Genomic DNA, 26,319 nt, shown 5'->3' with positions numbered 1-26,319 from the left:
CCGCCCCCGTCACAACGAAGCTACGTTTTTGCTAGGATGCGGTCGCTCCTTCGAGGACGATGGCGGCGCTTTTGTAGGCTTGTCTGGTGCGGTCAATATGCGCTGTGAGAAGAGATTTGATTTTGGCCATGTCACCTTCGCGAACGGCAATAGCGATTTTCGAATGCTCGTCGAAGGAGAGCTCAGTATGCTGTGGCAGCTTCGCCAAATGGGTTCGCAATGCGGCAATCTTACCGATGTAGCGTGTATAGCTGGCCGTCAGATAATCGTTACCGGCATGTTCAAAAATCAACTGATGAAATGTGGTATCCAGTGAAAGGTAGCCCTTTTCATTACCTCGCCTGCGTTCCTTCTCCATGTCCTTCACGACACGCTGCATGTCGCTGGCAAGACCTTCCGGGTTCCGCAACAACGCAAGTTCAAAGGCGGCAGTTTCGATAGCCTGTCTGAAATCGCAGATCTGAGTCACTTCCGGCTCAGAAAGCGAAAAAACGCGTGCGCCTTTTTGAGGCTCGATACTGACCAACCCTTCGTCACGTAATTGAGCGAGTGCTTCGCGTACTGGCGATTTTGATACGCCCAGCTCTTCGGAGATTTTTCGCTCCGACAAAACCTGACCCATTTTCAGGGAGCCATCGATAATACTATTCCGCAAATGTTCCAGTGCGAGTTCACGCAAAGACTTGGGTCTCTCAAGCGCCATCTGAGGATATCTCCAAAAAAAGGTGTTGCCAGATGCAAGATATCTGATACACCAGATTAGGCAAGCTGGTATATCAGATATCAGAATGTATTTGGGAGATCAAAAAGTGCGCGCAGAGTTGGTCGTCGATTGTAAGAACCAGCACGGGGAAGGGATTTTCTGGAATCCCGCCGATGGTCTTGTCTGGTGGACCGACATTGAAGGCTGTGCGCTTTGGTCATTTGATGCTGCAACGTCAGACACCGCCTCTCATGAGATGCCGGAGCGTGTATGTTGCTTCGCGCCGCGCGCGTCTGGCGGTCTGATTGTTGCTTATGCTGATCGAGTTGTCTTGTTCGATTCGCCCAATGGCGAGGAAACCCTCGTGGCACGGTTCGAGCCGAACAACCCAGAAACACGGCTGAACGACGGGCGAACCGATCGCCAGGGGCGATTGATTGTTGGAGGCATGAATGAAGTTACTGGTAAGGCCGATTCGTCAGTCATCTGCGTCGACAAGGACTTGAGTGTACGGACAATTATTGAAGGAGTGTCTTGCGCCAATTCGACTTGTTTTGCGTCCGACGGTGAGACGATGTACTTCGCGGATACCCCGGATCGGGAAATCGTCGCATTTGATTACGACACCCGCAGTGGAACCGTATCGAACCGTCGGCAGCACGCTTCTTTCAATGATGAGCCCGGCTTGCCTGATGGGTCCTGTGTTGATGCCGAAGGTGGCGTCTGGAACGCCGAATGGGAAGGCCATCGCGTTGTTCGCGTCGCACCTGATGGCACGATAGATCGCGTGATCGAGGTGCCGGTCTGGAAGCCCACCTGTTGCGCTTTCGGTGGCCCTGATCTCGATACGCTCTTCATCACGACCTCAAGGCTGATGAGTGACGAAGCAGCTTTAACAAAAGAACCGGAATCCGGCGGCCTCTTTGCTGTGAAACCCGGCGTTCGTGGCGTGATCGACGCGCCATTCAAAGGATAACAAACGAAATTCTGGAGGAGAAAACTATGTTGAAAACGCTTATGACCACTACGCTTGCCGCGGGGTTCGCCACGCTGGCAGCGGTCGCTCTGGCGGAAAATTATCCAACACCGGTTCCACTTGAGGACGGGGCACAAGCGCCAATCGATGCAATAGAACCCAAGAACGATACGTTCCGGATCGCGTATATGCCGCCGGCGACCGAGTTCAACTACTACATCGCCATCGGTGAAGGCATCAAAGCGGTTGCTGCTGAGGCCGGGGTCGAAGTCTTCATGCTTGCGCCCCAGTCCGGTGCGGACATCAACGGCCAAATGGGAATGATCCAGGATGTGCTGACGCAGGATGTGGATGCAATCATCTTTGGGACACACGATGAATTTGCTGCCGCACCACTGCTAAAGCAGGCAGTAGACAAGGGCATGGCAGTTCTGATGATCAATTCGGACATCCCGAACTTCCCGACACCAATTCATGGCGTTGTCGGGTACTCTCAGCGTAACGGCACGCATGCTATCGCTGATTGGGCCATTGAAACTTATGGTGATCAACCGCTGAAGGTCGGCATTATCGAAGGGCAGCCTGGCTATCACTCGACCGAACGTGTGGGCGGCTTCCTCGACGGTATCGAGGGCAATGATAACTTCGACGTTGTGGTATCCATTGATGGTAAATGGAACGTTGAAGGCGGCAACACTGCTGGTATGGATATCCTGCAGTCGAACCCCGATCTCGACATGATCTTTGCGGCGAACGACTACATGATCATTGGGGCATCATTTGCTGCAAAAGCACTTGGCCGCAATGATATCGTCCTTTTGGGCAATGATGGTGACACGTCTGGCCTTGAAGAAATCGCGGCTGGCAACATCACGGCAACCGTCAACACCTCGCCATTCTTAATGGGTAAAGCGGCCATGCACGCAACCATTGATGCGCTCAACGGGTCCTATCCCGGCGGCTGGATCGAAACGCCCACATCGATTGAAGACAAAGACGGTGCGATCAGCGTGCTGCAAGAGCCAGAAAAGCTCTTCCCGCAGCCGTCCAAAGAGTACTGAACTTTCTCCCCGCTTCCCGGTGGCGCGTGCGCGTGCTGCCGGGTCGCAATTCAACCGAGATCCCCTTTTATCGAGGCAATCGCAATGACACCCGCAACGCCCCTTTGGGAGTTTGTCGATATCACCAAGGCCTATCCTGGGGTTTTGGCGAATGACAAGGTCTGCATCCGGCTTATGCCCGGTTCCATTCATGGGCTGCTGGGTGAAAACGGCTGTGGTAAGTCGACTATGATCAAGACACTGTCCGGCGTGCAGCAACCCGATAGCGGTCAAATCCTGCACAATGGCAAGCCGGTCACGATCAGCGATCCGCAGGCGGCACGTGAACTTGGCGTCGCAACAGTTTTTCAGGAATTCTCGATCGTGCCCACCTTGTCGGTTGGCGAAAACATCTTCCTTGGCAATATGCCTCGGTCCCGCTTTGGTGTGATCGACTGGGCCAAGGTCCACGACGAAGCCGCGCGCGTGTTGGCGGAAATGGATGTCGATGTTTCACCCGAAACCATCACCGGCTCGCTATCGGTAGGCGAGCAACAACTGGTCGAGATCGCGAAGGCCGTCGCTATGGATGCCCGCATGATCATCCTGGATGAGCCGACAGCGGCATTGGGTGAAGATGAAATTGAGCGCCTGCACCAGCTACTGCGTAATATGCGTGAGCGCGGTACCGCTATTCTCTATGTGTCGCACAGGCTGGATGAGGTTGAACGGATCGTTGATGAAGTGACGATCTTGCGCAACGGCTGTGTTGTGCGAGCAAGTGGCGAGACCAAGATCAGCGTCTCTGAGATTGTCAGCGCAATGGTCGGTGAAGACATTGGTGAGCATTATCCAAAGGAGCAGAACGCGACCAAGGATATTGTGCTGGAGGCGGCGGGTCTGGCCACCGATTCGGGCGTGAAAGATGTATCGTTTTCGTTGCATCGGGGCGAAGTTCTGGGCTTGGGTGGCGTATTGGGCAGTGGCCGCACAGAGATCGCTCGCGCCCTGTTCGGGACAGACGAGCTGACGGGCGGACAGATAACACTGCATGGCAAACCAGTACGCTTCCGCCGGGAAATCGATGCGATCCGTGCTGGATTGGCCCTTGTTCCGGAGAACCGTAAGTTTGACGGTTTGTTCTTCAACTTCCGCGCAAGCGGGAATGTCACCGCAGCGTCCCTTGGCGGGTTAAGCCGGTTCGGCGTCTTAAATCTGAAGGCGGAAGAGCAAGCTACCCATGACCTGATCCGCGATCTGGAAATCTCGACTCAGGCCGAGGAAAAGACGGTCAACTTCTTGTCTGGTGGTAATCAGCAGAAGATCGTGATTGCACGTTGGCTGTTCTCAGCCTCTGACATCCTGATCCTTGATGAACCGACGCAAGGGATCGATATCGGCGCCAAGATCGCTGTTTACAAGCTGATTAACAGGCTCACTCGGGCGGGAAAATCGATCATTCTGATCAGTTCAGACCATGATGAGTTGCTTGCGATGAGCGATCGGATTGCCGTCGTGCAGCACGGAACGATAGTGCGCACGGTTGATGCATCCGACCTTACTCATGACGATCTTGTGCGCGCGTCCGCCGACACCCCCCAATCCAAGCCTAAGGAGGCTTTCGCATGAAGCGGATCTTTGACACCCAGTTGATCGGGCCATTTGCAGCAATGGTGATCGTCGCACTGATCGTGGCCCTTACGACCGAACGCTTCCTGAACCCGGGCAACCTTTCAAACCTGTCGCTACAGGTAAGCATCGTGGCCTTGATCGCAATCGGGTCTACTATCGTGATCTTCGCTGCGGGCATCGATCTGAGCTCCGGGTCTATGGTGGCTTTGCTGACCATGATCCTTGCACAGATGTTGAAATTTGTTGGCATTCCACTGGTTCTGGCGTTGCCACTCATTCTTCTCATGGGCGGATTGCTTGGTCTATTCATTGGGCTGATAACAGCCTACGGGCGTATCCCGTCTTTCATCACAACATTGGCGGCGTTGATTGCCTTCAGGGGCCTTGCGCTGACCTTCAACAATGGGTCTCCGATCTTCTCGCTGGATCCGGCGCTGGAGCCAATCTTTTACGGCAAGCTGTTCGGCGTTCCGATGCCTTTCTTCTACCTCGTGTTCTTCTACGTCCTTGCCGCGTTCACTATGAACTTCACGAAACTCGGCCGTGAGATCTATGCCGTGGGTGGTAACCCAGCCGCTGCCGTTCTGACAGGTATCAACGTACGAAAAGTTCAGACGACGACATTTGTCATCGCGGGTTTCATGACTGCGGTTGGTGCGATCCTGATGTCAGCGCGCCTCAACTCTGGTTCGCCCAACTATGGCCAGACGCTGGAACTTCAGGCCATTGCCGCCGCTGTTGTCGGCGGAGCCAGCCTTGCAGGTGGCCGCGGCAACATCCTCGCCACGCTGATGGGGGCGATGACAATCGTTATCGTCCAGAATGGTTTGAACCTAAACGCTGCGCCATCTTCGGTTCAGAATATCGTGCTGGGCCTGATCATTCTGTTGGCCGTCGGCATAGACATGTGGCGCGCGGAGATTTCGGCCTTGATGGGTCGAATGTTCGGCCGCCCTTCATCGCAGCAGTCATCTAACGTTAAGAAGGAGGCCTGAGATGGATCTGGGGCTCAAAAATAAACTGGTCCTGGTGACTGGTTCAGGTTCCGGCATCGGCAAAGCCACTGCCCGGATCTACCTGGAAGAGGGCGCGCGGGTCATCGTGCATGGTTTGACCGCAGCGGAAGTGTCCGACTGCGTCGACGACCTGTCATCTCTGGGCGACGTCGAAGGCATTGCGGCCGACCTAACCAAGACGTCTGATGCGGAAACTCTGGCGGAGTTTGCCCGCGCACGCGGTGCGGTGGATGTTCTTGTGAATAATGTCGGCATCTTTTCGGTTAAGCCGTTCGAGGATCTCACGGATGACGACTGGATGCACTATTTCAACATCAATGTCCTGTCTGCCGTTCGGATGAGCCGAATTTTCCTGCCAGACATGCTTGGCCGGGATAAGGGATCTATCATCAACATGGCCAGCGAAGCGGCAGTGAAACCACTACCTCAGATGGTGCATTACTCTGTCACTAAAACTGCCATGTTAGGCCTGACACGTGGCATGGCAGAATTGACAAAGGGTACAAAAGTCCGGGTTAACTCGATCCTGCCTGGTCCGACCTGGACAGAAGGTGTCGAGGCCTATTTTGACGGCCTCGCCGATCAGAAGGGTGAGCCGCTCGACACCATCGTCGACAATTACTTTAAATCAGATGAGCCCACATCGCTCATACAGCGCTTTGTCCAACCAGACGAAGTCGCCCGCATGATCGTCACGATCTCAGCAAGCACAGCCTCCAATGGTTCTGCGCACCGGATCGAAGGCGGCATCGTTCGCAACATTCTTTAACTTCTAACTGGAGGAGCCCTACATGGCCGCTCTCACTTTCTCTCACATCGGCATCACAGTTCCCGACCTGGAAAAAGCCGTGGAGTTCTATTCCAAGGCATTCGGCCTGTACGTGCTGATGGAACCAACTGAAATCCTGCATGACGAAAGCGCCATCGGTCAGATGTGCGACGATGTGTTTGGGGAAGGTTGGGGAAGCTTCCGTATCGCGCACTTGTCAATGGGCGACGGTGTTGGCATCGAATTGTTTGAGTTCCCAAAGACCGTCGAAGAAGAACGCCCGTTTGAATATTGGCGGCGTGGCTTGTTTCATTTCTGCGTACAGGACGAGGATCTGGAAGGCCGCATCAAGGTTATCGAAGACCTGGGCGGGCGCCAGCGCATGAGGCAAGTGCGCAAGTATTACCCAGGTGAAAAGCCCTATCGCATGGTCTATATGGAAGACCCGTTTGGCAACATCTTCGAGCTCTACAGCCACTCGTACGAATTGACCTATTCGGCGGGTGCTTATGACTGATCGCGCCGACTTTTCCCCCAGAACGGACAAACCCAAGGTCGTGATAACCGATTACGACTTTGGTGATGTTGCCGTTGAGACGGAAATCCTGGAAGCCGCGGGAGCCGAGGTGATTGCGCTTCAGGCCAAGCGCCAGGAAGACCTGTTCGATGTCGCGCCGCATTGCGCAGCGATGATGAACCAATATGCCCGGATCGGGAAAGAAACGATTACGCGGATGCGGAACTGCGAGGTCATCGCGCGTTATGGCGTAGGCGTAGATATCGTGGATGTCGGCACGGCGACGGAAAAGGGCATTCTGGTCACCAATGTGCAAAACTATTGCACCGAGGAAGTCGCTGATCACGCGATTGCCCTTTGGCTGACCCTGGCGCGCAAGTTGCCCGACTATGATCGAGCCACTCATGCAGGGGTCTGGCAATGGCAAAGCGGGCAGCCGGTCTACCGGTTGCGCGGGCGGACGATGGGTGTCGTTTCGCTGGGTAAAATCGGGCAAGCCATCGTTGCGCGGGCGCAATCTTTCGGAGTTACGGTCATCGCTTACGACCCGTATTTGCCAAGAGAAGTCGCCGCGAAGATTGGGGTCGAGCTGGTGAGCAAGCCCGAATTGCTAGCAAGGTCCGACTATATCCTGATGCAGGCGCCGATGACGCCGAACACGCATCACTTTTTGTCGGATGCCGAATTCTCGGTCATGAAACCCGGTGCGATACTCGTGAACACTGGACGCGGACCAACGGTCGACAACAAAGCCCTGTTCCGGGCGCTGACCGAAGGCCATTTGGCCGCTGCAGGGCTCGACGACCCCGAAGAAGAGCCGGCAAAGCGCGCCAACTGGACGCCTGATGACAACCCGTTGTTCACACTGCCCAACGTCCTCGTAACACCACATGCCGCCTACTATTCCGAGGAATCGATACACGCAGCGCGGGTTACCGCGGCTACGCAAGTGGCCAAGGTCCTGACAGGACAAAACCCCGACTACACAGTCAATGCCGACGCATTGGCCGTATCTACCGCATAACAGGAGACAAGAATGCCAGACGTCAGCACGGACCTTAGGGTTTTTAATGATTTTGAAAGAAACTCGGAACTTCTAAAAAAATTCGACAAGGTGTTGGAGGCGTACTCTGCTGCTGCCATTTTTGCGGATGTGCAGTACCGAACAGGCGTGATGGACAGCGCCATCAAGCCCGCTTTCCGCGCCAAGGTGACAGGCCAGGCCGTGACGGTCCAGCTTTCAAAAGGTGATCTTGTCGACCCATTGCGAGCGCTTGAAATGGGACAACCCGGGGACGTGATCGTTGTGGACGCGGGTGGTGATCGTCAAACGTCAGTCTGCGGCGGTTTAATGGGTGGCCTGGCCAAGAACCGTGGCATTCGGGGTATGATCGTAGATGGCACCGGGCGTGACACAGATGAGTTGGAAGACATTAACTGGCCAATCTGGACGCGCGCGATCACGCCGCGCGGAACGCACACGATGTTCTCGGAACGTAAAGAAGAACTTTCGATCAATGTGCCAATCGCCTGTGGGGGCGTCGTGGTAAACCCCGGAGATTTCATTGTAGCTGATCTTATGGGCGTCGTCGTGGTTCCACAGGGAATTGCCGAAGAAACCGTGCGCCTTGCTCAAGAGCAAGCTGACCGTGAGGAGGAAACCCGTAAATGGGTGGCCCAAGGCAAAACCGTTGAGGATCTGCTAAATGAATTCGGTCGCATCTGAACCAGCGCTGATCGGCGTAGATTGGGGCACTTCATCGTTTCGTGCATTTCTAATTGGTGCGGAGGGCGACGTGATCGATGGGGTCTCGTCGCCTGAAGGTATCATGCAGGTTGCGGGACAAACCTTTGAGGCGGTCCTTGATCGTCTAATCGGCCCTTGGGTCGCCAAGGCTAACCTGCCGATCCTGGCATCCGGCATGATCACCAGCCGCAATGGTTGGGTAGAAACGCAGTATGCCGAAATGCCGCTGGGTGCTGGCGGTCTTGCGCGAGCGTTGGTCCCCCACGAAGCGGCCAACGGAGCGCGTATTCATTTTGTGACAGGTGCCTCGACGGAACATGCCGGAGGACCGGACGTAATGCGCGGCGAGGAGACCCAGATCATCGGGGCATCTTCGCTAGGTTTGAGCGAAGGTATGTTCGTGATGCCGGGAACGCACAGCAAATGGGTTCAGGTTGCCGACGGGAAGATCGTGGATTTCTCGACCTACATGACAGGTGAGATCTTTTCGGCGCTGAAAGAACACACGATCCTTGGCACCTTGATGAAGGAGGACGCCTTCAGCGAAGACGCATTCGTGATGGGCGTCAAGGCGGGCCTCAGTGGTGAGTCGAACTTGCTGCACAGCCTGTTTCATGTTCGGACGCTTCCTCTTATGGGCAAAATCCCGAAGGTTGCAACGGCCGACTACTTGTCGGGCTTGTTGATCGGGACCGAGGTTGCTGCTGCGACCGGTGAATTAGAAGATGTCGGCACGATCACTGTTGTTGGACGTAGCGACTTGTCCGTCCGATACGAAATAGCGCTTCGAACTGCTGGTTTCGACAGCCGTCGCGCGCCAGATGATATCGTTGCGAAAGGGCATTTTCTGATTGCTCGCGCTGCGGGGTTGGTTGGATGATTGACCTCACCGCAGCTCTTGCCGAGAACCCACTGATTGCGATTTTGCGGGGGCTAAAACCAGAAAATGCGCGCCCGGTGTCTGATGTACTCTTCGATGCCGGGTTTCGGATAATCGAAGTGCCACTCAACTCACCGGACCCGCTGGAATCGATTACGCAGATCGCTGCGAAACATGGCGCTCAAGCCATAGTCGGCGCCGGCACAGTGTTGACCACGGATCAAGTCGCGGCGGTCGCAGATGCAGGCGGGCGGATCATCGTGTCGCCAAATATGAACCCGGACGTCGGGCGCGCGGCTGTCGCTCGGGATCTTTATTGGTGTCCAGGAGTCATGACCCCCTCCGAGGCCTTTACGGCGTTGGATATCGGAGCATCGGTCCTCAAATTCTTTCCCGCGGAAATGGTGCCGCCAGCTGCCATTGCTGCCATGCGCGCCGTATTGCCTGCAGACGCAGTCGTCGCTGCGGTAGGGGGCATAACGCCGGAAACGATGGCGTCGTATCATGCCGCGGGTGTAGATGGATATGGGCTGGGCTCCGCGCTGTTCAAACCGAGCTATACATTGGATGATATCGGCAGGCGCGCGCGCGCCTTCACCAGTGTATTGGAGGAACTTGGATGAAACAGGCCCTTGTAACGGGCGGTACGCGAGGGATTGGTGCGGGTGTTGCACGGTCATTAGCAGACGCAGGTTGGTCCGTCATTGCCGCATCCGCCTCCCAATCCGAATTGGATGCATTCGAGCCTCAGAACGGGATAAAGGTGCAGATCTTGGATGTCACCGACCAGGCGTCCATCAATGGTGTTTTGGGCGAACTCACGGGTCTCGATGCCTTGGTGAACTGCGCAGGTATTCTTTTGCGTGGCGAAGAATATGACATCGACGTCTTCGCCAAGGTGCTCGATGTGAATCTGACAGGCACCATGCGCTGCTGTCTTGCCGCGCATCCATTGTTGGCTGAAGCGAGTGGTGCCATCGTCAACACCGCCTCTATGCTCAGTACCTTTGGTGGGCCTTTGGTTCCGGCGTATTCCGCTTCTAAGGGCGGCGTGGCACAGTTGACCAAGGCGCTCGCAGGTCGCTGGGCCGAAGACGGTATCCGGGTCAATGCCATCGCGCCGGGTTGGATTGAGACAGAGATGACCCAGGGCCTTCGGGAAGACCCTGAAAGAACAGCGGGGATCATGGCGCGTACGCCTATGAAACGCTGGGGGAAACCCGAAGAAGTCGGTGCGCTTGTGCAATGGCTTTTGAGTGAAAACGCCAGCTTTGTGACCGGATCAATCTATCCGGTCGATGGCGGCTATCTCGCTATGTGAGGAAAACCAATGAATGACGAAGACACCGCCCGAATGCCATATCAATTGCCGTTCCCCAAGGATGCGCAAGACGAGATCGTGATCCCGAATGCCATGAGCGAGGACGACAGACTGTGGGTTCCGCAGGCAGAGAACGTCTGGTTTCGACCGCTCTGCCTGAACCGCTCGCAAGGTTATTGGATGAACCTTCTCAAAGTGCGCAAAGCTGGTGTTCTTTCGCGGCACCGCCATCCTCAGCCAGTCCACGGTTTTGTCCTGAAAGGGCGCTGGCATTATCTGGAACATGATTGGATTGCGGAAGAAGGGGGATATGTCTTTGAGCCGCCGGGTGAGACTCATACTTTGGTCGTTCCCGACGACGTCGAAGAGATGGTCACCTATTTCCAGGTCAATGGCGTGATGTGCTATGTTGATCCGTGGGGCAAGGTCACTGGCTACGAAGATGTCTTTACCAAGATTGATCTGTGCCGAAAACACTTCGCGGAAGTCGGTCTTGGAGAAGATTACGTTGAACAATTCATCCGGTGATGCGCCGCGTTTCGCCCTCGTAGCCCATGATGCGCGAAAGGACGAAATCGTTGAATGGGTGGGTCTGCAATTGGCCCGCCTGTCCAGAGTACAAATCATTTCGACAGGGACCACCGGCAGTCGCATTAAGCAAGCCTATCCACAACTGGATGTGACCTGCCTGAAAAGCGGACCGCTCGGAGGCGACCAACAGATCGGCGCTATGATCTGCGAAGAGAAACTGGATGCATTGATTTTCTTTGTCGATCCTCTGTCGCCCATGCCACACGACGTCGACGTTAAGGCTCTGACCCGTCTCGCAACGGTATATGATCTGCCAATGGCATGTTCGCGCTCAACCGCGGATCTGATCGTCAAGGGGCTGATTGACGAGGGTGACAACGCGCCTGCGTGATACGCCACGCGCCGCAAGCGCCGATCAGCCAGTTCTCAGAAGGTGCTCTGCCAGACTGCCGAGGTTTTCGCTGCCAAGCTGGCTCATGTTGGCCTCAATGTCAGCCTTCAGGATGTGAACGAGATGGTCGATCCCTCGTGCTCCGAACGCTGCAACGGCATATTGAAAGGCGCGTCCGACCATGACGAAATCTGCACCTTTCGCCAAGGCACGCATGATGTCCAATCCCCAGGCAACGCCAGAGTCATAGATCAGTGGCACATCTGTTCCGACCGCTTCGCGGATGTTCGGGAGTTGGTCAATCACGGCGGGCCCGGCTTCGAATTGACGCCCGGAGTGGTTTGAAACCCAGATGCAGTCCACGCCCTCGGCCACCATTTTTTGTGCATCCTCCGGCCGCAGGACACCCTTGACGATCAAATTGCCTTCCCACTCCTGTCGTAACTCGCGCAGGTACTCCCAATCCGGAATCCCACGGATCAAGGCGCCCGCGTGGGTAAAGCTTTCGCGCCCGCGTGTGGGGACATAATCGTCAAAGAACCGCATGCGTGGCATGACGCCTTCGCGCAGATGCGCAAGGCACCAGGCGGGACGTGAAGCCATTTCTAACAGAGTGCGTAGGTCAGCTTTTGGAGGCACGGTCAGGTTGGCGCGGCGTTGTCGTTCGCGCCGGCTCTCCTCTGGTACGTCCACTGTGATAATCAGCGTGTGAAACCCTGCTGCCTTGATCCGCGGCAGCATTGCGCGGCGCAACTCGCCAGAGTTCACCGGGTAATGTTGAAACCACCCGTTGTTGCCAATGTGGGGCGCCACATCTTCCGGCGACGCTACCGCAACGCTGGACAACGAAAACGGAATGTTGTGCGCGACCGCCGCCTTTGCAAGCATCGGCTCTGCACCTGCCCACATCAGGCCGGACATGCCCACAGGTGCTATTCCGAAAGGCAGATCATATGTTTTACCCATCAGTTTAGTCTGCAGATCGGCCTTTGTTCGGCCGCATAGAACACGCGGCATGAACCTGATGGAATCAAGTGCGTCACGGTTCACCTTCAACCCTAGTTCCCGGCCTGTTGCGCTGTCGAGATACTCGAAGGCAAACTTCGGGATGCGCTTTTGCGCAGTTTTCCGAAGATCTTCTATCGACGGGTGGGATAGGTCCAGATCCATCAGGGTCCTCTGGTTTCGTTGTCTAACGTTTGAAGCGCCTCAGCCGGTCACCAAAGGGACGGTAAGGCCAAAGAAATTGCGGGCACATAGGTGATGAACATCAGCAGGATCAGCATGCCGGCAAAGAATGGCAGGATCGCCCGGCTGAGGCTTTCGATGGAGACCTTCGAAATACTGCTGGCCACGAACAGGTTTACACCCAATGGCGGTGTACAGAATCCGATGGCCAGATTGACCGTCAAAATGACACCAAAGACGATCGGATCGACACCCAGTGCAGTTGCTACCGGCAGCAGAATCGGTGTCATGATGATGATCGACGAAATCGTCTCCATGAACATGCCGATCACCAACAAAAGCAGGTTGATCAACAACAGGATGATGATCGGATTGTCGGACAGGCTGGTGATTGTTGTGGCGAGTTCCGTCGGGATTCTTGCAAGCGTGATCAGTCTGCCAAAGGCGGTCGCCATGATCACCAATATCAGAATGGTTCCACTGGTCTTTGCACTGCCTGCTAAGACCTCTGGCAGGTCCCTGACGGTGATATCGCCATAGACAAAGATGCCGATGAAGGCGGCGTAAACCACAGCGACGGCGCCTGCTTCGGTTGGGGTGAAGATGCCACTGTAGATGCCCCCAAGGATGATTACAGGCACCAGAAGTGCCCAGATCGAAGACCGGAAGCTCTGCCAGACACCCGGGCCTGAGAACGTGGTTGTCGATTGCTGAACAACCTCATCCTTTCGCAGCAGGACACGGGCGACCAACATGAACATGAGGGCAAAGAGGATGCCGGGAACAACACCCGCCAGGAACAGCTTTCCGATCGAAACCTCGGCAGTAACACCGTAGATGATAAAGGGGATACTTGGCGGGATCATAACGCCGATCATCCCTGAAGACGCCGTCAATGCGCCGCTGAATTTGCGCGTATAGCCAACCTTTTCCATCTCGGGGATCATGTTTGATCCGATGGCGGCGACAGTTGCAGGGGACGACCCGGATATGGCGGCAAAGAACACGCAGGCAAGCACGTTCACATAAGCCAGCCCGCCCCGGATATGACCTATCAGTGCATTGGCGAACCCAACCAGACGGCGCGACATTCCACCGTGCTGCATCAGGTCGCCTGCCAGAATGAATAGAGGAACAGCTATCAGGGGAAACGAGTCCGCGCCTGTCACCACTGATCGTGCCAGCAAAACCATGGGTGGCGTGCCGTCCACGAAGACCATTACGATCATGGTCGCAAGACCTAGGCAGATGCCAATTGGTACGCTGAAGAGCAGAAGGGCGAAAAGCGTCAGGAAAAGCGTTGTTGCAAGCATGCCGGGTTCCTCACGCTTTGGTCTCTGCGATCAGGTGCAGGGTTCGGATCAGATGTTGAGTAACGCGGATTGCGGACAGGCCTGCACCAACCGGCGCTGAGGCATACAGGATCGGGATTGGCAGCCCCAAAACAACTGAGGTCTGGCTGGCCACAAAGGGCTGCCGGATCAGCTTGATGCATTCAATTGTAAGAACGATCAGGAATCCAAGGACAAGAAGTGCGATCACAACATCCGCGTAAAGCCTTGCCCGCTCGCTCAGGACATCGCGCAGGACTGTAATGCGCACATGATCGCCGGTATGGAAGGCATAACTGACGCCAAGCCAGACGAACCAGACAAATAGCCAAAGCGTTAGCTCTTCTCCCCATGAAAGAGAGGCATTCATGATGTAGCGCATGAACACGTTGCCAAAGATCAACACGACAATCGCGGCTAGTAGCGCACTGGCTAGGACCTTTTCGGCATTCATATCGATCCATTTGATAACCGACATCGTTCACCTCCCCTTGAACGAAAGGGGCGCCCGAACCTGCTCGGCACGGGTGCCCGGATTGGCTGAGTAAACCGTGGGTCAGCTTCCGCCTGCTGCGGACACCGCCGCGACCCAAGCGTCGTAGGCTTCGGCGCCAACTTCGTCGCGATATTGCAGGCGAACGCTTTCGGTTTTGTCAGCGAAGGCCTTTCGCTGCTCTGCAGTCAGTTCCAGAACCTCGACACCAGCAGCACGAATCTGTTCCAGTTGTTCCGCATCTTCGCTCGCGACCAGTTCAGCCTGATATTCACGTGCGGCGGCCATCGAGTCCCGGACCAGTTGCTGATGCTCCGCAGGCAGCGAGTCAAAGAATGGCTTGGAGACGACCGGCATGTAGACCGCGAAGACATGGCCCGTGGTCGAAAGGTATTTCTGCACCTCGTAGAAACGCTGTGAGGTAATAATCGCCAGCGGGTTTTCCTGCCCGTCGATCACGCCTTGCTGAAGGGCAGAGTAAACCTCGCCGAAGTTCATCGGCGTCGGGTTGGCGCCGAGTGTCTCGAATGTTGCCACATGCGCCGGAACCTTCATGGTGCGCAGCTTAACGCCCTTGAGGTCTTCGGGTGTTTCAACCGGGCGGACATTGTTAGTCACGTTGCGCACGCCCAATTCTAGCCAACCAAGACCGACGAGTCCCTGATTTTCGACCCGTCCGAGCATTCCGTCACCGGCCTCACCATCAAGAACATCAAAGGCGATGTCCTTGGAGGCATACATGTAGGGAAGCTCGATCACCGCAAAAGCCGGATCCCAGCCTGCGAAGAAAGAAGACGGCGGAATGGCCATTTCAAGAACGCCGGTTTGAACACCTTCGATCATCTCACGATCAGGGCCCATCTGCGAAGAAGGGAAGATCTGGACGTCAATCTCACCATTCGAGCCGGCTTCGACCAGTTCTTCAAACTTCAGAAGGGCGCGATGCATGTGAAACGCTTCCGCAGCGCCATGCCCGACCTTAATGACTGTTTCAGCGGATGCTGCAAAGGCAAGCCCTGCAGACATGACGACGCCTAGTGCGAGTGTTGATTTCTTGAACAAGGTATCCTCCCAAGGATTCGGTTTTCTTCTCAACTACTATCTGAGATATCAGATATAATGTAGAAATCAAGCATACATGTGTTATTGTGTTCGGAAGGCGAACAAGGGCGGAGAGAATATGAGCGAGATACTGCAGATTAAGAGACCGGATTCGTTGAGTAAAACAGCCGAAGACCATATCCGAAAAGGTATTATCAAAGGCACGTTCCGGCTTGGTGAAGCGCTGCCGGAAGTGAAGTTGTCTAATGCCATGGGCATCAGTAAAACTCCGATTCGCGAGGCTTTAGCGGCATTGAACCTTCAGGGGCTTGTTCAGATTTTTCCACACCGCGGGGCCTTTGTATTTTCTCTTTCTCAAGAGGATGTGGTGCAGCTTTGCCAATACAGACTCATCCTCGAATCTGCTGCTATGGAGCAGGCAATCAAAAAAAATAGTAACGCTCTGCTTGATGAACTTGCAGATACTGTATCGAAGATGTCTGAAGCGCGGGAAGCAGATGAATTCGAGCAGTACTTGGAACTAGATGCAGAATTTCACCACGCCTTTTTCAGGTACTGCGAAAACAGCTATTTGAGAGATGGTTACCAAAAAGTCGGCGACATCGTCCAAACCATGCGGACTCATCTGTCCAAGCGTTCTGATCGAACGAAGAAGTCGTTCCAGGAGCATCAAACGATCACGGCGCTTCTGAGTGAAGGTAAAGTAAAAGCTGCAAAGAACACCCTCGAACGGCAAATCACTCGCGGCGAGCGTTCCTACTCCGATTTGGTTGGTATAAGGCAAGCATAGGTGCCCACCATTTGATCACTATGTTCACCAAAAGCGCATCTGGCAGAAAATCTAATGCTGCGTGCGCGGGCAACCTAAGTTCAAAATAGCGGAGTTGGGCTGTTCTGAGACACGGGCCGTGGCCACGAATAGAGGGCGTTTTTTGTGTTGGGTCAGAAATGCTTGACGATTGGGTCAGAAATGAATGACGTGATTGGCCGATTTATTGGGGTTTTGTCTGTCGATTGAGTCAAATATCAGTGACGTTCCACATTTCCTGTTGTCAGGCGACACATAGTTCTGCCACCAGCGACAGAACGTTGCCATTTTCGCCTCACTTCCTTCATCCAGCCCCTAGACCGATTTCCATGATCCTGACTTCCCTTTTGGGAAAATCAGGGCTGATTTGCAGATCAGACGCCGAAGGCGCCTGTTCCTGCTGATCTGCCACGTGGCGAACGCGGATGAGTGCCATAGGCAGTTGCTTCGAGGCCAATCGACGTTACCCAGTCCCGAACAATCCGGGCATATTGACGTGTTGAGATGTGGAGGCGCTCATGAAAGCGGCCCGACGAAAGATATTCGGAACCGACCATCAACGGGTCTTTCATCCACTTCGCAACGGATGCACGTGTGCCTTCTGAAATTTCGAACCGGGCAGGTTTCTGTGTCTTGCTCTGTGGGACAGATGCACGCTCTTTGATTTGACCAGAAGCCATCACATCGACGACTTGCATGCGAACGAGATCGCAACCGCGTAATTTGCTGTCGATCGCCATATTGAAAAGCGCGAGGTCTCGATGGGTCTCAGCGAGTTCCAGACGAACTCGGATCGCCCAGACATGTTTTGGCTTCAACGGGCGCTTCTGGCCGACAATTCGACCTTTGTTCCAACCGGGGCGAAGCGCGCGAATGGCAGGTAGGTTGGGTGTTTCCATGACTGATCCTCCGATCCACAATGCCCTCCCGATGCGACAACCCGACGTTGACATCACAAGGTAGCACGGGATGTCGCGCTGCACCTGAGGTCTGCAAAGAGCCCAAAGATAACTTCAGTTGACGCCGCAGGATCGCTTGGCAGGCGTGGAAGCAGAATTTTACTACGCTTGCGAAAAAGTTTTATGGCTGGGACAGGTTTCGGAATCGTCAATAAAATCCAAAACGATTTACAGGGCTATCGGAAGCTCAAGTGTAATGCTCGCTCCTCTTTCGACCCGGTTTATAGAGATTAACCCTCCGTGGCGGTGCGCCACGGCAGAGACGATTGACAAGCCTAATCCGCTACCTTCGGAGTGTTCCAGTTGCGAAAATCGAGCGAACGCTGCTTCGCTTTGGTCAGGCGAAAGACCCGCTCCGTCATCGGCCACTGTTAAACTGACGGAGCCGCCGTCACACTGCAGCACAACTGAAATTCTATTTAACTTAGCGCCGCCGTGCTTTACCGCATTATCCAGCAGGTTCTTTATTGCCTCAGTTAGAAATACCCGATCACCGGACACCATGATCGATGCTTCGGGCATCGTGACATCAAATTCGATACCCTTCGCGAGGATGTGAACACCCATCTCCGTGCAGGCCTCTTCTACAACCGAGCGGATATCAATCTCATCCTTTTGATCTTGGTGCGTCGGTTGCCTGAGCCTTTCAAGCGACAACAGTTGTTCGGCGACAGTTGCAGAGTTTTTCGCCGCAATCACAAGCTCCGACATACGCTTGCTCCGGTCCTCATCCGTTTTAGCCTCCTGAAGTGCTTCAGCCATGGATTGTACGGCTGCTGCCGGGTTTCGCAACTGATGCGCCGCCTCGGAAATGAAGGTCTGGTGGGCGTTGATACTGTGCTCCACCTGCGCAAAAAGCCGATTCAGGGTTTTGACGATGCCGTGGACTTCGACCGGAACCGGGCGTTTGATTTTGCTGAGGTCGTCTGGCGATCTCAGTGCAATCGCTTCCTGTAAATCGAGCAACGGCCGTAGACCGCGGGCAACGCCGAACCAAACGACAAAGGCAAGTGTCGTCAACAAAATGCCCATCAGAATTGCGGCGCGGATCGATAACTGATTTGCAAATGCGTTTCGGTCGGCCATGAGCTGCCACACAGTTACAGTCGCGTCTCCCACCAGATTTTCCAAAGTGACGCGCTCGGTCATTCTGAGAACCCGGACTGGCACCTCCCGGTGCACAGATTCAAAAAAAAGTGGTTTGTAAGGGTCTTGCTGGGATGATGCAGTAGATGTTGGTGGGTATGCGTACCCAGTGACATAGCTGCCGCCTGGACCAGTCACGTGATAGAAAATCTCTCCACCGGATGCTTCGCGGATCATACTGCGCGTAGAGGGCAACAACGCGTCGCCACCCGAGATAGCCACGTCCCGTGAAATAGCGAGACCCGCAGACAGTAAGCTCTCGTCAAAGAGCTCCTGCGCCGTTTTTTGAGCGATGGTAAAACGCCAAAACCCAAGCAGAAATGAAAGCAAAACCAAAGGCGTGAGGATCAGCAGGAACAACCTGAGCCTAAGTGATCGGTGCGGGATCACTTCTGCACCTCAAGCAAATAGCCAAGCCCGCGGGCCGTTTTAATCCTGATGCCCAGATCCTGAAGCCGTTTTCGCAACCGCGACACATGCGGTTCTACGGCAGAGTCCTCGACATCCGCCCCGACGCCATAGACGTAGTCGGTCAGTTGGCTTTTGGGGACAATCCTGCCTCGGCGTTCCAGCAGGCATTCAAGCACGGCCAATTCCCGGCGTGGCACGTCCATTACCTCTCCGTGAACGGTGACCTGTCGTGCAGAGCGATCGAATTCCAACCCACCGATGGTTTCGCGCGCGCCGTAGTCGAGATCCTTTCGACGCGAAAGTGCCCGAATGCGGGCTTCTAACTCATCCATCTCGAATGGTTTGACCAGATAATCGTCAGCACCCAAATCCAGGCCCAAGACACGGTCGCTTGTCTCTGACCTGGCGGTCAGCAGGATCACCGGCGCACCATCTCCGCGACTGCGCAAGGATTTCAGGATTTCAAGCCCGGACCGGCCTGGTAAGTTGATATCCAGAACGATCAAGTCTGCACCTTCCTGTTCCAAATAGACGTCAGCCTCGTCGCCATCGGTCAGCACATCAGCCGCATGGCCGCGATCACGCAGGCGATATGCAATCGCGTTGGCAAGTGGCTCATTATCCTCGACGATGACGATCCGCATCGGGTCTCCTGCAAGTTTCGCGCAAGGTTGGCGTTCCATGATTGCCAGATGGGAGGGGGAATCAACCCCGCAGTTCTATTTGCGATCACGGTGGCGCGGAGGGCGCTGACGTGGTTGTCTGGTCAACAGGGAGGAACCAATGGCCATTTCCAACTTCACCCGTCGCGCCGTCGTGGGGCTGATTGCCGCCGCCGGGATGGCTGCGCCTGTCGCCGCCGAAGTCGATTTCTCGGGCAAGACTATTGAGTGGGTCATCCCGTTCTCGGAAACGGGCGGTTCGGCCAAATGGGCCAACTTCTTTGCACCGCTTCTATCCGAAGCGCTGCCCGGCCAGCCAACGGTTGTGGTGAAGTTCATGCCGGGTGCAGGCTCGACCAAAGGCGCCAACTGGTTTCAGGAACAAGAGCACGACGATGGCACGCTTTTGTTCGGCACATCCGGTTCAACTCAGTTTCCGTATCTTCTGAACGATCCGCGCGTGCGTTATGAATACAACGACTGGATTCCAGTCATGGCATCAGGCACCGGGGGTGTCGCCTATCTAAACGCGGAGGATGGAGCCAAATTCGACGGTTCTGCAAACTCCCTGAAAGACACAAGCTTCATTTATGGTTCTCAAGGGGCCACCCGGCTGGACCTAGTACCGCTACTGGCGTGGCAGATGCTGGGCATGGATGTTGAACCGGTCTTTGGCATTAAGGGTCGCGGTGATGGCCGCCTTATGTTCGAACGTGGCGAGGCTAACATCGATTATCAAACCTCCTCTGGCTATCTGGGCGGTTCGGCGCCGTTGGTCGAGGCCGGTCAGGCTGTTCCGATGATGACCTGGGGTGCGCTGGACGCGGATGGCAACATCGTGCGCGACCCGACGTTCCCGGATATCCCGACCTTCAAAGAGGTTTGCGAAGCCACCGATAGCTGTAAAACCAGCGGTGAGGCGTGGGATGCGTGGAAAGCCTTCTTTGTTGCGGGTTTCCCGGTTCAGAAACTGGCCTTCTTGCCGGGTGATACCCCGCAGGATGTCGTCGACACGTACACAGCAGCCTTCCAAGCTGTCACTGAGCGTGCGGATTTTGCCGATATCTCGTCCAAGCGAGTTGGCAAGTACCCTGTGTTTGTCGGAGACGACTCCAAAGCCGCCTTGCAAACTGCAACGAGTGTGGATGACAACGCCAAGCAGTATGTCCTGAACTGGCTAAAAGATTCCTACGGCGTGGAGCTGAACTAAGCCAGCCTTTCACAGCGCGTGCCCTCCCACACGAGGGTCGCGCCATCTGAATTTTTTAAAAAATTGAATGAAAGGCGGCCGCTATGGAGGTTTTCGCCACAGCTCTTCCTGCGCTTGGTGATGCGTGGGCTCTGATCCTGCAACCTATCGTTCTGGGCTATCTTGTGCTCGGCGTTGTCATGGGACTGGCCGTGGGAGTATTTCCCGGGCTCGGCGGCATCGCCGGCCTGTCGCTTTTGCTGCCTTTCATGTTCGGCATGGACCCGATCCTTGGTCTGGCACTGATGATCGGAATGGTCGCCGTCGTGCCGACCTCTGACACATTTGCCTCGGTCCTGATGGGAATTCCTGGCAGTTCGGCCTCGCAGGCAACTGTGCTTGACGGCTTCCCGATGGCGAAAAAGGGCGAGGCAGCGCGCGCGTTGTCTGCGGCCTTTGCCTCATCCCTGTTCGGGGGTTTGGTCGGCGCGACCTTCCTGACCATGTTCATTCTGATCGCACGGCCAATCGTTTTGGCCTTCGGCCTTCCCGAGATGCTAATGATCACCATCCTTGGCCTTTCGATGGTGGCTATTTTGGCAGGGCGCATCCCGTTGAAAGGCGTTGCCGCCGCTGGGCTCGGTCTGATGGTCGGCACCATCGGCGAGGCAGATGCCGGTGGCTCGCTGCGTATGGCCACCTATGACATTCCCTACCTGACCGATGGCCTGAAGCTGGTCATTGTCGGCTTGGGTATTTTTGCCGTCCCTGAAATCGTTTCCTTGCTCCGTCAGGATCAGCCGATTGCCAAGGGAGCTTCGTTGGGGGCCGGTTGGCTGGATGGAGTCAAGGACTGGTTCGCCAACATCTGGCTTTCGGTCCGCTGCTCAATCATCGGTGTGATCGTAGGCGTTATCCCCGGACTTGGGGGCTCGGTTGTTGACTGGATCGCCTATGGCCATGCCCTTCAGACAACCAAGAACAAGAGCAACTTCGGCAAGGGCGAAGTGCGCGGCGTCATAGGACCGGAAAGTTCGAACAATGCAAAAGAGGGTGGTGGTCTGGTGCCAACGCTGCTGTTTGGCATCCCCGGATCCGGGTCTATGGCAATTTTCATCGGAGCTGTTGCCTTGCTGGGATCAGGTGATATCGAAGTTGGCCCCAGCATGTTGCAGGACAATCTGGATATCACGTATTCGATCGTCTGGCTGCTGGCGCTGGCAAATGTCGTGGGCACCATTCTGTGTATCGCTGCCTCGGGCGGCATCGCCAAACTTACCACGATCCGGTTTACCTATCTGGCACCGTTTCTGTTTATGCTGATCAGCTTTGCGGCTTTTCAGTCAGGTCAGAACTTCGAAGACTTGTTGGCCCTGTTCGTGATCGGCCTGATCGGTATCTTCCTGCGCCGCTTCGACTGGTCGCGCCCGGCGTTCCTGATCGGCTTCGTGCTGTCGAACCCGGTTGAAAAGTTTACCAACCAGGCATTCCAGATCGCTTCGTTCCGCTTCCGCAAAAGCTTTGGCGAAGGTATGGAATATGTTTTCAGCCCCATTGTGATCATTCTGATCGTGGTCACGATTGTCTCAATCATTCTGGGTATCCGTCAGGCCAAGATGATCATGGCCGAGGGCGATGTTCAGTCCGGCAGCAAACGCGCACCGTTGATCTTCCTGCTGGCGATCATGGCCTATCTGGTCGTTGCCTTGATCAACGCCAATATCATCCCCGACTACAATATGACCGACAAGATCATCCCTCTTGTGATTGGGTATGTGTCGCTGTTTTGTTGTGTCGTTCTGCTGATCCAGATGATGCGCCGCCCCGAGGGCGATGCGATCTTTGCCGACAAGGAAGTTGCGGGTGAGGACGCCAGCGCGCCTCATGGGCTGTGGTCCACGCTCGCATGGTTCGCCAGCCTGATCGCGGCGACCTGGGTTGTGGGCTTTATCCTTGCGCTGATCGGGTTCTTGATTGCGTTCCTGCGCGTCCGGGCCGGGTCCAGTTGGCAGATGACTTTTGTCCTGACAGCCTGTGGCATCGGTATCATGTGCGTCATGGCAGGTGCCTTGAACCGCGATTTCCCGCCGGGTTTGCTGCAGGATATGGTTTATCTGCCATGGCCGCTGAAATGAGGCCCGCCGTCGCAGGCGTGCGCGAAAACCGAAGGGGCGCGCCATGACCCAAACCGCAATTCCGTTCATTTTCATGCGGGGTGGCACGTCTCGCGGCCCCTACTTCCGACGCTCTGACTTGCCGGAGGATCTGGAAACCCTGGCTGACGTTCTGGTCGCTGCGGTTGGCGCTGGACACCCGTTGAATATCGACGGGATAGGCGGCGGCGCGGCCGTCACGACCAAGGTTGCGATGCTGTCGGCCAGTAACGAAAACTGGGCAGATATCGATTACTTCTTCGCCCAGGTTTCGGTTGAGGAAAAGCTGGTCGATTTCAAACCCACCTGCGGGAACATCCTGTCCGGCGTCGGCCCTGCAGCAATCGAAATGGGTTTGGTCCAGCCGCGGGGCGATGAAACCGAAATCCGCATTCGCGCTGTCAACACCGGAGCGCAGGTGGTGGCTAAGGTGCCGACACCTGGCGGCGAACTAACCTATCAGGGAGATGCGGAAATAGCGGGTGTGCCGGGGCGTGCCGCACCGGTGCGGCTAAGCTTCATGGGTGTTGTTGGTTCATCCACTGGCGCGTTCCTGCCCACTGGTCATCTGCGCGACTCGGTACAGGGTATCGAGCTTACTTGCATGGACGTCGCGATGCCGATGGCCATTGCGCGGGCTTCTGATTTTGGCCTTACCGGATACGAAAGCGCGGAGGAACTGGACAGCAATCGTGCGTTCTTTGAGCGGATGGAGGCCGTTCGGATTGAAGCGGGGCGGTTGATGGGAATGGGGGATGTGTCCCAGTCCGTGACCCCAAAATTCGGCATACTTGCACCTGCTCGGGACGGGGGCACACTTTCGGTCAGGTATTTCATGCCGTGGAATACACATCCGACGATGGCGGTAACAGGGGCGCAATGCATGGCCTCCTGCGCGTTGACGCCGGGAACTGTTGCGGATGGGTCATTGGAACGAGCCGCGTCCGGGCCTGCTGAAGTCGTCCTTGAGCACGCTTCGGGTAAAATCGATGTTCTGGTGGATTTTTCCAGAGAAGATGGTTTCACGCTCAATGCGGCGGGATTGGTGCGAACAGCGCGCAAGCTGGCGGATGGCAAAATCTATGTACCGCAATCTGTGTGGGATGGGAGTTGAACAGGCATAAATCAACTAGTATACTATGGTATACATACTGGGAGATGTCACGATGAATGACTACTCTGAATGCCTCGATATTGCCCGGCAGGAACTCAAATTGGCGCAGACTGCATTGCGGCAGGATATGGCGGATTATCCGACGCCGATCGCTGGCTGCGATGAACAATTCAATCATTTGTTGGATCAGAGCCAACGTGTTCGCAATGCGCTCGCGGCGCTTGAGGTCCCGCATTTTGTTCCGACGCCAAGAAAACTGGAAACCGGGCAAGGCATTGAAAGTCGATGAAAGTTCACATTCTGGATGACTGGTTCGACACGCTACGCGGCCTGCCTTGTTTTGCAAGGCTTGCGGATCATGAGGTGACGGTTTGGACGGATCACGTTGAAGATATCGGCGTGTTGGCAACGCGGTTGCAGGATGCCGATGCTGTGGTTCTGTTCCGAGAGCGTACCAAGATTACCCGAGCGTTGCTTGAGAAGCTGCCTAACTTGCGGCTAATCAGTCAGCGCAGCGTATATCCCCACGTCGATGTGCAGGCATGTTCTGATCACAGTGTACTTTTATGTTCGAACATGCACGGCGGCACTCCGTCTTATGCCGCAGCAGAATTGACCTGGGCTTTGATCATGGCCGGAATGCGCGATCTTCCGGCTCAGTTGGCGTCGGTCAAAGCAGGACACTGGCAGGCTGGGGTGGGTAAGACGCTGCGCGGGCGCCGGCTGGGTCTTTATGGCTACGGTCGTATCGCTCGGGCAGTAGCAGGCTATGCCGAGGCATTTGGTATGAACGTCATCTGGTGGTCGTCCGAAGAAGGTCGTGCACGGGCGAGGGCGGACGGTGTCAATGTCGCGTCCAGTCGGGAAGCGTTCTTTGCCGACAGCGATGTGGTGTCGGTTCATGTCCGCCTGAAACCGGACACGCGTGGAGCGATCCAGGCATCAGACTTTGCCGCGATGCAGTCGGGGTCGTTGTTTGTGAACACGTCGCGGGCGGGGCTTATTGCACCGGGTGCACTGCTTGAGGGGCTCAACACTGGTCGACCGGGGAAAGCGGCCATTGATGTTTTTGATACCGAACCACTGACCGACCCAAGTGACCCGCTACTGTCACATCCGAACCTGATCGCGACGCCGCATATTGGCTTTGTGACGGAGGATGAGTTCGACCTGCAGTTTGCGGATATCTTCGATCAGGTAAACGCTTATACCGAGGGCGCTCCGATCCATATGATCAATCCCAAGGTTTGGACCAACGCAGAATAAGACCGGCTGCGATAGGCGCGCCGATGATCACCAGCACAATCCGTGTCAGGTGATGGGTGATGACAAATCCCAGATCAGCGCCTGAGACGATGGCAAGAACGGTCATTTCAGCCTGACCTCCGGGCGCAAACGCAAGAAACGCTTCGAGCGGTTGACCCAAGCCGAGTGTGGTAACGACAGCCGTGAATCCGGCAGCCAGAATGGCGAGAATAATTACGTAGGCGACGCCAGCAGCGACGACTCGACGTAGTTCAGCCCATGTCACGCCAACAAATTTTACGCCTATCCCGCATCCGATGAAGAACTGGGCAGCCAGAATAGCTTCGCGGGGTGGCCGCGCATGGATGAAATCACCCAGAGACAATGCGGTCGTCAGGATCATCGGCCCAAGGATGGATGCTCCGAACAGTCCAATTCTTTCACCGCCTTTCCATCCGACAAAGGCTGCTAACGCCATGAGCAGAAGTTCGTTAACCGGCAGATCGCTGACGGGCTGTCCAATGGGGTTAGTGAGTTCGGCATCGTAAATAATCGTTAGAAACAGTGGTGCCAGTGTCACGATAATCAACACGCGTGTTCCGTGGATCAGCGACAGTGTTCTCGGATCAGCCCCGGCCTCGGTGCCGAATATGATCATGTCTTGCAGACCACCGGGCATGGCGGCGTAAAACGCTGTCTTGTCGTCGAAGCCCCAGACCTTGCGAAAAAACGGCACGCCGATCAATGCGATTAGGATGATGAAGAACGGGATCAGCATGATCGACGCTGCCATTTTCGGCAGTTCGGCAAATAGGCTGGGTGTGATCGATGCGCCAACCGCGACGCCCAGAATGGTTCTGGCCGCGACCGAGATCCGTCCGAACCCTGCCAGCGGCGCATGGGCCAGAGCTGCAATCAGGCATGCTGTCATGGGGCCGAACAGAAACGGCAACGGCAGATCTAACGCCCAGAAGATTAGCGTGCCAAGTGTCGCAAGGCCAAGTGTCATTGACCTTTTTTTCAGCATAGCTGGTT

The 26,319-nt window shown here is 55.5% G+C and carries 28 protein-coding genes; 19 read left to right on the top strand and 9 right to left on the bottom strand.

Going from position 1 to position 26,319, the window contains the following annotated elements; translation table 11 throughout:
* Nucleotides 1-31 precede the first annotated feature (31 nt).
* Nucleotides 32-703, bottom strand: coding sequence for a GntR family transcriptional regulator (locus AC2FFA_RS14920; RefSeq protein WP_170431691.1), 672 nt, complete (start codon nt 701-703; stop codon nt 32-34).
* 106 nt (nt 704-809) lie between these two features.
* Here AC2FFA_RS14920 and AC2FFA_RS14915 point away from each other — a divergent pair, with 106 nt between their 5' ends.
* The 13 genes from AC2FFA_RS14915 to AC2FFA_RS14855 all read left to right on the top strand — a co-directional run bounded on the left by AC2FFA_RS14915 (nt 810) and on the right by AC2FFA_RS14855 (nt 11,523).
* A complete protein-coding gene (locus AC2FFA_RS14915) occupies nt 810-1,679 on the top strand; it encodes an SMP-30/gluconolactonase/LRE family protein (RefSeq protein WP_496852210.1) in 870 nt (289 codons plus the stop codon).
* 26 nt (nt 1,680-1,705) lie between these two features.
* Nucleotides 1,706-2,740, top strand: a complete 1,035-nt coding sequence (locus tag AC2FFA_RS14910; RefSeq protein ID WP_496852209.1) for a sugar ABC transporter substrate-binding protein — start codon at nt 1,706-1,708, stop codon at nt 2,738-2,740.
* 84 nt (nt 2,741-2,824) lie between these two features.
* Nucleotides 2,825-4,348 (top strand): sugar ABC transporter ATP-binding protein, encoded by a 1,524-nt coding sequence (locus AC2FFA_RS14905; protein WP_496852207.1) that lies wholly within the window; start codon nt 2,825-2,827, stop codon nt 4,346-4,348.
* Nucleotides 4,345-5,346, top strand: coding sequence for an ABC transporter permease (locus AC2FFA_RS14900; protein WP_170765386.1), 1,002 nt, complete (start codon nt 4,345-4,347; stop codon nt 5,344-5,346). Before AC2FFA_RS14905 ends, AC2FFA_RS14900 begins: the two co-directional genes overlap by 4 nt.
* A 1-nt stretch (nt 5,347) precedes the next feature.
* Entirely contained in the window at nt 5,348-6,136 is a 789-nt protein-coding gene (locus tag AC2FFA_RS14895) for an SDR family NAD(P)-dependent oxidoreductase (protein WP_170378463.1), read from the top strand.
* Between the two features lie 22 nt (nt 6,137-6,158).
* Complete coding sequence (locus AC2FFA_RS14890; RefSeq protein WP_496852205.1) at nt 6,159-6,653, top strand: lactoylglutathione lyase family protein; 495 nt, start codon at nt 6,159-6,161, stop codon at nt 6,651-6,653.
* The gene (locus AC2FFA_RS14885; RefSeq protein WP_496852204.1) at nt 6,646-7,677 is read left to right on the top strand and encodes a C-terminal binding protein; all 1,032 of its coding nucleotides are present in this window, start codon (nt 6,646-6,648) and stop codon (nt 7,675-7,677) included. Before AC2FFA_RS14890 ends, AC2FFA_RS14885 begins: the two co-directional genes overlap by 8 nt.
* A gap of 12 nt (nt 7,678-7,689) precedes the next feature.
* The gene (locus AC2FFA_RS14880; RefSeq protein WP_496852202.1) at nt 7,690-8,379 is read left to right on the top strand and encodes an RraA family protein; all 690 of its coding nucleotides are present in this window, start codon (nt 7,690-7,692) and stop codon (nt 8,377-8,379) included.
* Nucleotides 8,360-9,280, top strand: coding sequence for a 2-dehydro-3-deoxygalactonokinase (locus tag AC2FFA_RS14875; protein WP_496852200.1), 921 nt, complete (start codon nt 8,360-8,362; stop codon nt 9,278-9,280). Before AC2FFA_RS14880 ends, AC2FFA_RS14875 begins: the two co-directional genes overlap by 20 nt.
* A complete protein-coding gene (locus AC2FFA_RS14870) occupies nt 9,277-9,903 on the top strand; it encodes a 2-dehydro-3-deoxy-6-phosphogalactonate aldolase (protein ID WP_496852198.1) in 627 nt (208 codons plus the stop codon). The genes AC2FFA_RS14875 and AC2FFA_RS14870 overlap by 4 nt, the downstream gene beginning before the upstream one ends.
* Nucleotides 9,900-10,601 carry an SDR family NAD(P)-dependent oxidoreductase gene (locus AC2FFA_RS14865; RefSeq protein ID WP_496852196.1) on the top strand — a complete coding sequence of 234 codons (702 nt, stop codon included), beginning with the start codon at nt 9,900-9,902 and terminating at the stop codon, nt 10,599-10,601. The genes AC2FFA_RS14870 and AC2FFA_RS14865 overlap by 4 nt, the downstream gene beginning before the upstream one ends.
* A 9-nt stretch (nt 10,602-10,610) precedes the next feature.
* Nucleotides 10,611-11,129: a 2,4'-dihydroxyacetophenone dioxygenase family protein gene (locus AC2FFA_RS14860; protein WP_496852194.1), complete on the top strand. Its 519-nt coding sequence runs from the start codon at nt 10,611-10,613 to the stop codon at nt 11,127-11,129.
* The gene (locus AC2FFA_RS14855; protein ID WP_496852192.1) at nt 11,110-11,523 is read left to right on the top strand and encodes a methylglyoxal synthase; all 414 of its coding nucleotides are present in this window, start codon (nt 11,110-11,112) and stop codon (nt 11,521-11,523) included. The genes AC2FFA_RS14860 and AC2FFA_RS14855 overlap by 20 nt, the downstream gene beginning before the upstream one ends.
* A gap of 24 nt (nt 11,524-11,547) precedes the next feature.
* On the opposite strand, the gene AC2FFA_RS14850 is transcribed toward AC2FFA_RS14855, so the two are convergent.
* From AC2FFA_RS14850 to AC2FFA_RS14835, 4 genes are all read right to left on the bottom strand, one after another.
* The gene (locus AC2FFA_RS14850; protein ID WP_496852191.1) at nt 11,548-12,693 is read right to left on the bottom strand and encodes an alpha-hydroxy acid oxidase; all 1,146 of its coding nucleotides are present in this window, start codon (nt 12,691-12,693) and stop codon (nt 11,548-11,550) included.
* A gap of 47 nt (nt 12,694-12,740) precedes the next feature.
* Complete coding sequence (locus tag AC2FFA_RS14845; protein WP_496852189.1) at nt 12,741-14,024, bottom strand: TRAP transporter large permease; 1,284 nt, start codon at nt 14,022-14,024, stop codon at nt 12,741-12,743.
* 10 nt (nt 14,025-14,034) lie between these two features.
* A complete protein-coding gene (locus AC2FFA_RS14840; RefSeq protein WP_058276303.1) occupies nt 14,035-14,520 on the bottom strand; it encodes a TRAP transporter small permease in 486 nt (161 codons plus the stop codon).
* 78 nt (nt 14,521-14,598) lie between these two features.
* Nucleotides 14,599-15,597 carry a TRAP transporter substrate-binding protein gene (locus AC2FFA_RS14835; RefSeq protein ID WP_496852187.1) on the bottom strand — a complete coding sequence of 333 codons (999 nt, stop codon included), beginning with the start codon at nt 15,595-15,597 and terminating at the stop codon, nt 14,599-14,601.
* A 118-nt stretch (nt 15,598-15,715) separates the two neighbouring features.
* On the opposite strand from AC2FFA_RS14835, the gene AC2FFA_RS14830 reads away from it, so the two are divergent.
* A complete protein-coding gene (locus AC2FFA_RS14830; RefSeq protein WP_496852186.1) occupies nt 15,716-16,387 on the top strand; it encodes a GntR family transcriptional regulator in 672 nt (223 codons plus the stop codon).
* 392 nt (nt 16,388-16,779) lie between these two features.
* Here AC2FFA_RS14830 and AC2FFA_RS14825 read toward each other — a convergent pair whose 3' ends face one another.
* The 3 genes from AC2FFA_RS14825 to AC2FFA_RS14815 all read right to left on the bottom strand — a co-directional run bounded on the left by AC2FFA_RS14825 (nt 16,780) and on the right by AC2FFA_RS14815 (nt 19,565).
* Nucleotides 16,780-17,304, bottom strand: a complete 525-nt coding sequence (locus tag AC2FFA_RS14825) for a site-specific integrase (protein WP_496852184.1) — start codon at nt 17,302-17,304, stop codon at nt 16,780-16,782.
* A gap of 228 nt (nt 17,305-17,532) precedes the next feature.
* Nucleotides 17,533-18,870, bottom strand: coding sequence for a sensor histidine kinase (locus AC2FFA_RS14820; RefSeq protein WP_496852183.1), 1,338 nt, complete (start codon nt 18,868-18,870; stop codon nt 17,533-17,535).
* Nucleotides 18,871-18,896: 26 nt separating this feature from the next.
* Nucleotides 18,897-19,565, bottom strand: a complete 669-nt coding sequence (locus AC2FFA_RS14815; protein WP_496852182.1) for a response regulator transcription factor — start codon at nt 19,563-19,565, stop codon at nt 18,897-18,899.
* Nucleotides 19,566-19,704: 139 nt separating this feature from the next.
* Here AC2FFA_RS14815 and AC2FFA_RS14810 point away from each other — a divergent pair, with 139 nt between their 5' ends.
* The 5 genes from AC2FFA_RS14810 (at nt 19,705) to AC2FFA_RS14790 (ending at nt 25,305) form a co-directional block, all read left to right on the top strand.
* Nucleotides 19,705-20,793 (top strand): tricarboxylate transporter, encoded by a 1,089-nt coding sequence (locus AC2FFA_RS14810; protein ID WP_496852181.1) that lies wholly within the window; start codon nt 19,705-19,707, stop codon nt 20,791-20,793.
* A gap of 83 nt (nt 20,794-20,876) precedes the next feature.
* The gene (locus tag AC2FFA_RS14805) at nt 20,877-22,907 is read left to right on the top strand and encodes a tripartite tricarboxylate transporter permease (RefSeq protein ID WP_496852179.1); all 2,031 of its coding nucleotides are present in this window, start codon (nt 20,877-20,879) and stop codon (nt 22,905-22,907) included.
* A 43-nt stretch (nt 22,908-22,950) separates the two neighbouring features.
* Nucleotides 22,951-24,039, top strand: coding sequence for a 4-oxalomesaconate tautomerase (locus AC2FFA_RS14800; protein WP_496852178.1), 1,089 nt, complete (start codon nt 22,951-22,953; stop codon nt 24,037-24,039).
* 52 nt (nt 24,040-24,091) lie between these two features.
* Complete coding sequence (locus AC2FFA_RS14795) at nt 24,092-24,328, top strand: hypothetical protein (protein WP_496852177.1); 237 nt, start codon at nt 24,092-24,094, stop codon at nt 24,326-24,328.
* Nucleotides 24,325-25,305, top strand: a complete 981-nt coding sequence (locus AC2FFA_RS14790; RefSeq protein WP_496852175.1) for a D-2-hydroxyacid dehydrogenase family protein — start codon at nt 24,325-24,327, stop codon at nt 25,303-25,305. Before AC2FFA_RS14795 ends, AC2FFA_RS14790 begins: the two co-directional genes overlap by 4 nt.
* On the opposite strand, the gene AC2FFA_RS14785 is transcribed toward AC2FFA_RS14790, so the two are convergent.
* Nucleotides 25,274-26,293: an AbrB family transcriptional regulator gene (locus AC2FFA_RS14785; RefSeq protein ID WP_496852174.1), complete on the bottom strand. Its 1,020-nt coding sequence runs from the start codon at nt 26,291-26,293 to the stop codon at nt 25,274-25,276. The genes AC2FFA_RS14790 and AC2FFA_RS14785 overlap by 32 nt on opposite strands.
* Nucleotides 26,294-26,319: the final 26 nt, after the last annotated feature.

The organism is Ruegeria sp. YTSB088 (assembly GCF_059609825.1).
Note: the sequence above shows the minus strand (reverse complement) of the source record. Positions and strands in the feature narration are given on the sequence as shown.

Coding starts and splice junctions, on each gene's coding strand:
- AC2FFA_RS14920 (WP_170431691.1), bottom strand. CDS start 703: ATGGCGCTTGAGAGACCCAAGTCTTTGCGTGAACTCGCACTGGAACAT.
- AC2FFA_RS14910 (WP_496852209.1), top strand. CDS start 1,706: ATGTTGAAAACGCTTATGACCACTACGCTTGCCGCGGGGTTCGCCACG.
- AC2FFA_RS14905 (WP_496852207.1), top strand. CDS start 2,825: ATGACACCCGCAACGCCCCTTTGGGAGTTTGTCGATATCACCAAGGCC.
- AC2FFA_RS14900 (WP_170765386.1), top strand. CDS start 4,345: ATGAAGCGGATCTTTGACACCCAGTTGATCGGGCCATTTGCAGCAATG.
- AC2FFA_RS14895 (WP_170378463.1), top strand. CDS start 5,348: ATGGATCTGGGGCTCAAAAATAAACTGGTCCTGGTGACTGGTTCAGGT.
- AC2FFA_RS14890 (WP_496852205.1), top strand. CDS start 6,159: ATGGCCGCTCTCACTTTCTCTCACATCGGCATCACAGTTCCCGACCTG.
- AC2FFA_RS14885 (WP_496852204.1), top strand. CDS start 6,646: ATGACTGATCGCGCCGACTTTTCCCCCAGAACGGACAAACCCAAGGTC.
- AC2FFA_RS14880 (WP_496852202.1), top strand. CDS start 7,690: ATGCCAGACGTCAGCACGGACCTTAGGGTTTTTAATGATTTTGAAAGA.
- AC2FFA_RS14875 (WP_496852200.1), top strand. CDS start 8,360: ATGAATTCGGTCGCATCTGAACCAGCGCTGATCGGCGTAGATTGGGGC.
- AC2FFA_RS14870 (WP_496852198.1), top strand. CDS start 9,277: ATGATTGACCTCACCGCAGCTCTTGCCGAGAACCCACTGATTGCGATT.
- AC2FFA_RS14865 (WP_496852196.1), top strand. CDS start 9,900: ATGAAACAGGCCCTTGTAACGGGCGGTACGCGAGGGATTGGTGCGGGT.
- AC2FFA_RS14860 (WP_496852194.1), top strand. CDS start 10,611: ATGAATGACGAAGACACCGCCCGAATGCCATATCAATTGCCGTTCCCC.
- AC2FFA_RS14850 (WP_496852191.1), bottom strand. CDS start 12,693: ATGGATCTGGACCTATCCCACCCGTCGATAGAAGATCTTCGGAAAACT.
- AC2FFA_RS14845 (WP_496852189.1), bottom strand. CDS start 14,024: ATGCTTGCAACAACGCTTTTCCTGACGCTTTTCGCCCTTCTGCTCTTC.
- AC2FFA_RS14840 (WP_058276303.1), bottom strand. CDS start 14,520: ATGTCGGTTATCAAATGGATCGATATGAATGCCGAAAAGGTCCTAGCC.
- AC2FFA_RS14830 (WP_496852186.1), top strand. CDS start 15,716: ATGAGCGAGATACTGCAGATTAAGAGACCGGATTCGTTGAGTAAAACA.
- AC2FFA_RS14825 (WP_496852184.1), bottom strand. CDS start 17,304: ATGGAAACACCCAACCTACCTGCCATTCGCGCGCTTCGCCCCGGTTGG.
- AC2FFA_RS14815 (WP_496852182.1), bottom strand. CDS start 19,565: ATGCGGATCGTCATCGTCGAGGATAATGAGCCACTTGCCAACGCGATT.
- AC2FFA_RS14810 (WP_496852181.1), top strand. CDS start 19,705: ATGGCCATTTCCAACTTCACCCGTCGCGCCGTCGTGGGGCTGATTGCC.
- AC2FFA_RS14805 (WP_496852179.1), top strand. CDS start 20,877: ATGGAGGTTTTCGCCACAGCTCTTCCTGCGCTTGGTGATGCGTGGGCT.
- AC2FFA_RS14800 (WP_496852178.1), top strand. CDS start 22,951: ATGACCCAAACCGCAATTCCGTTCATTTTCATGCGGGGTGGCACGTCT.
- AC2FFA_RS14795 (WP_496852177.1), top strand. CDS start 24,092: ATGAATGACTACTCTGAATGCCTCGATATTGCCCGGCAGGAACTCAAA.
- AC2FFA_RS14790 (WP_496852175.1), top strand. CDS start 24,325: ATGAAAGTTCACATTCTGGATGACTGGTTCGACACGCTACGCGGCCTG.
- AC2FFA_RS14785 (WP_496852174.1), bottom strand. CDS start 26,293: ATGACACTTGGCCTTGCGACACTTGGCACGCTAATCTTCTGGGCGTTA.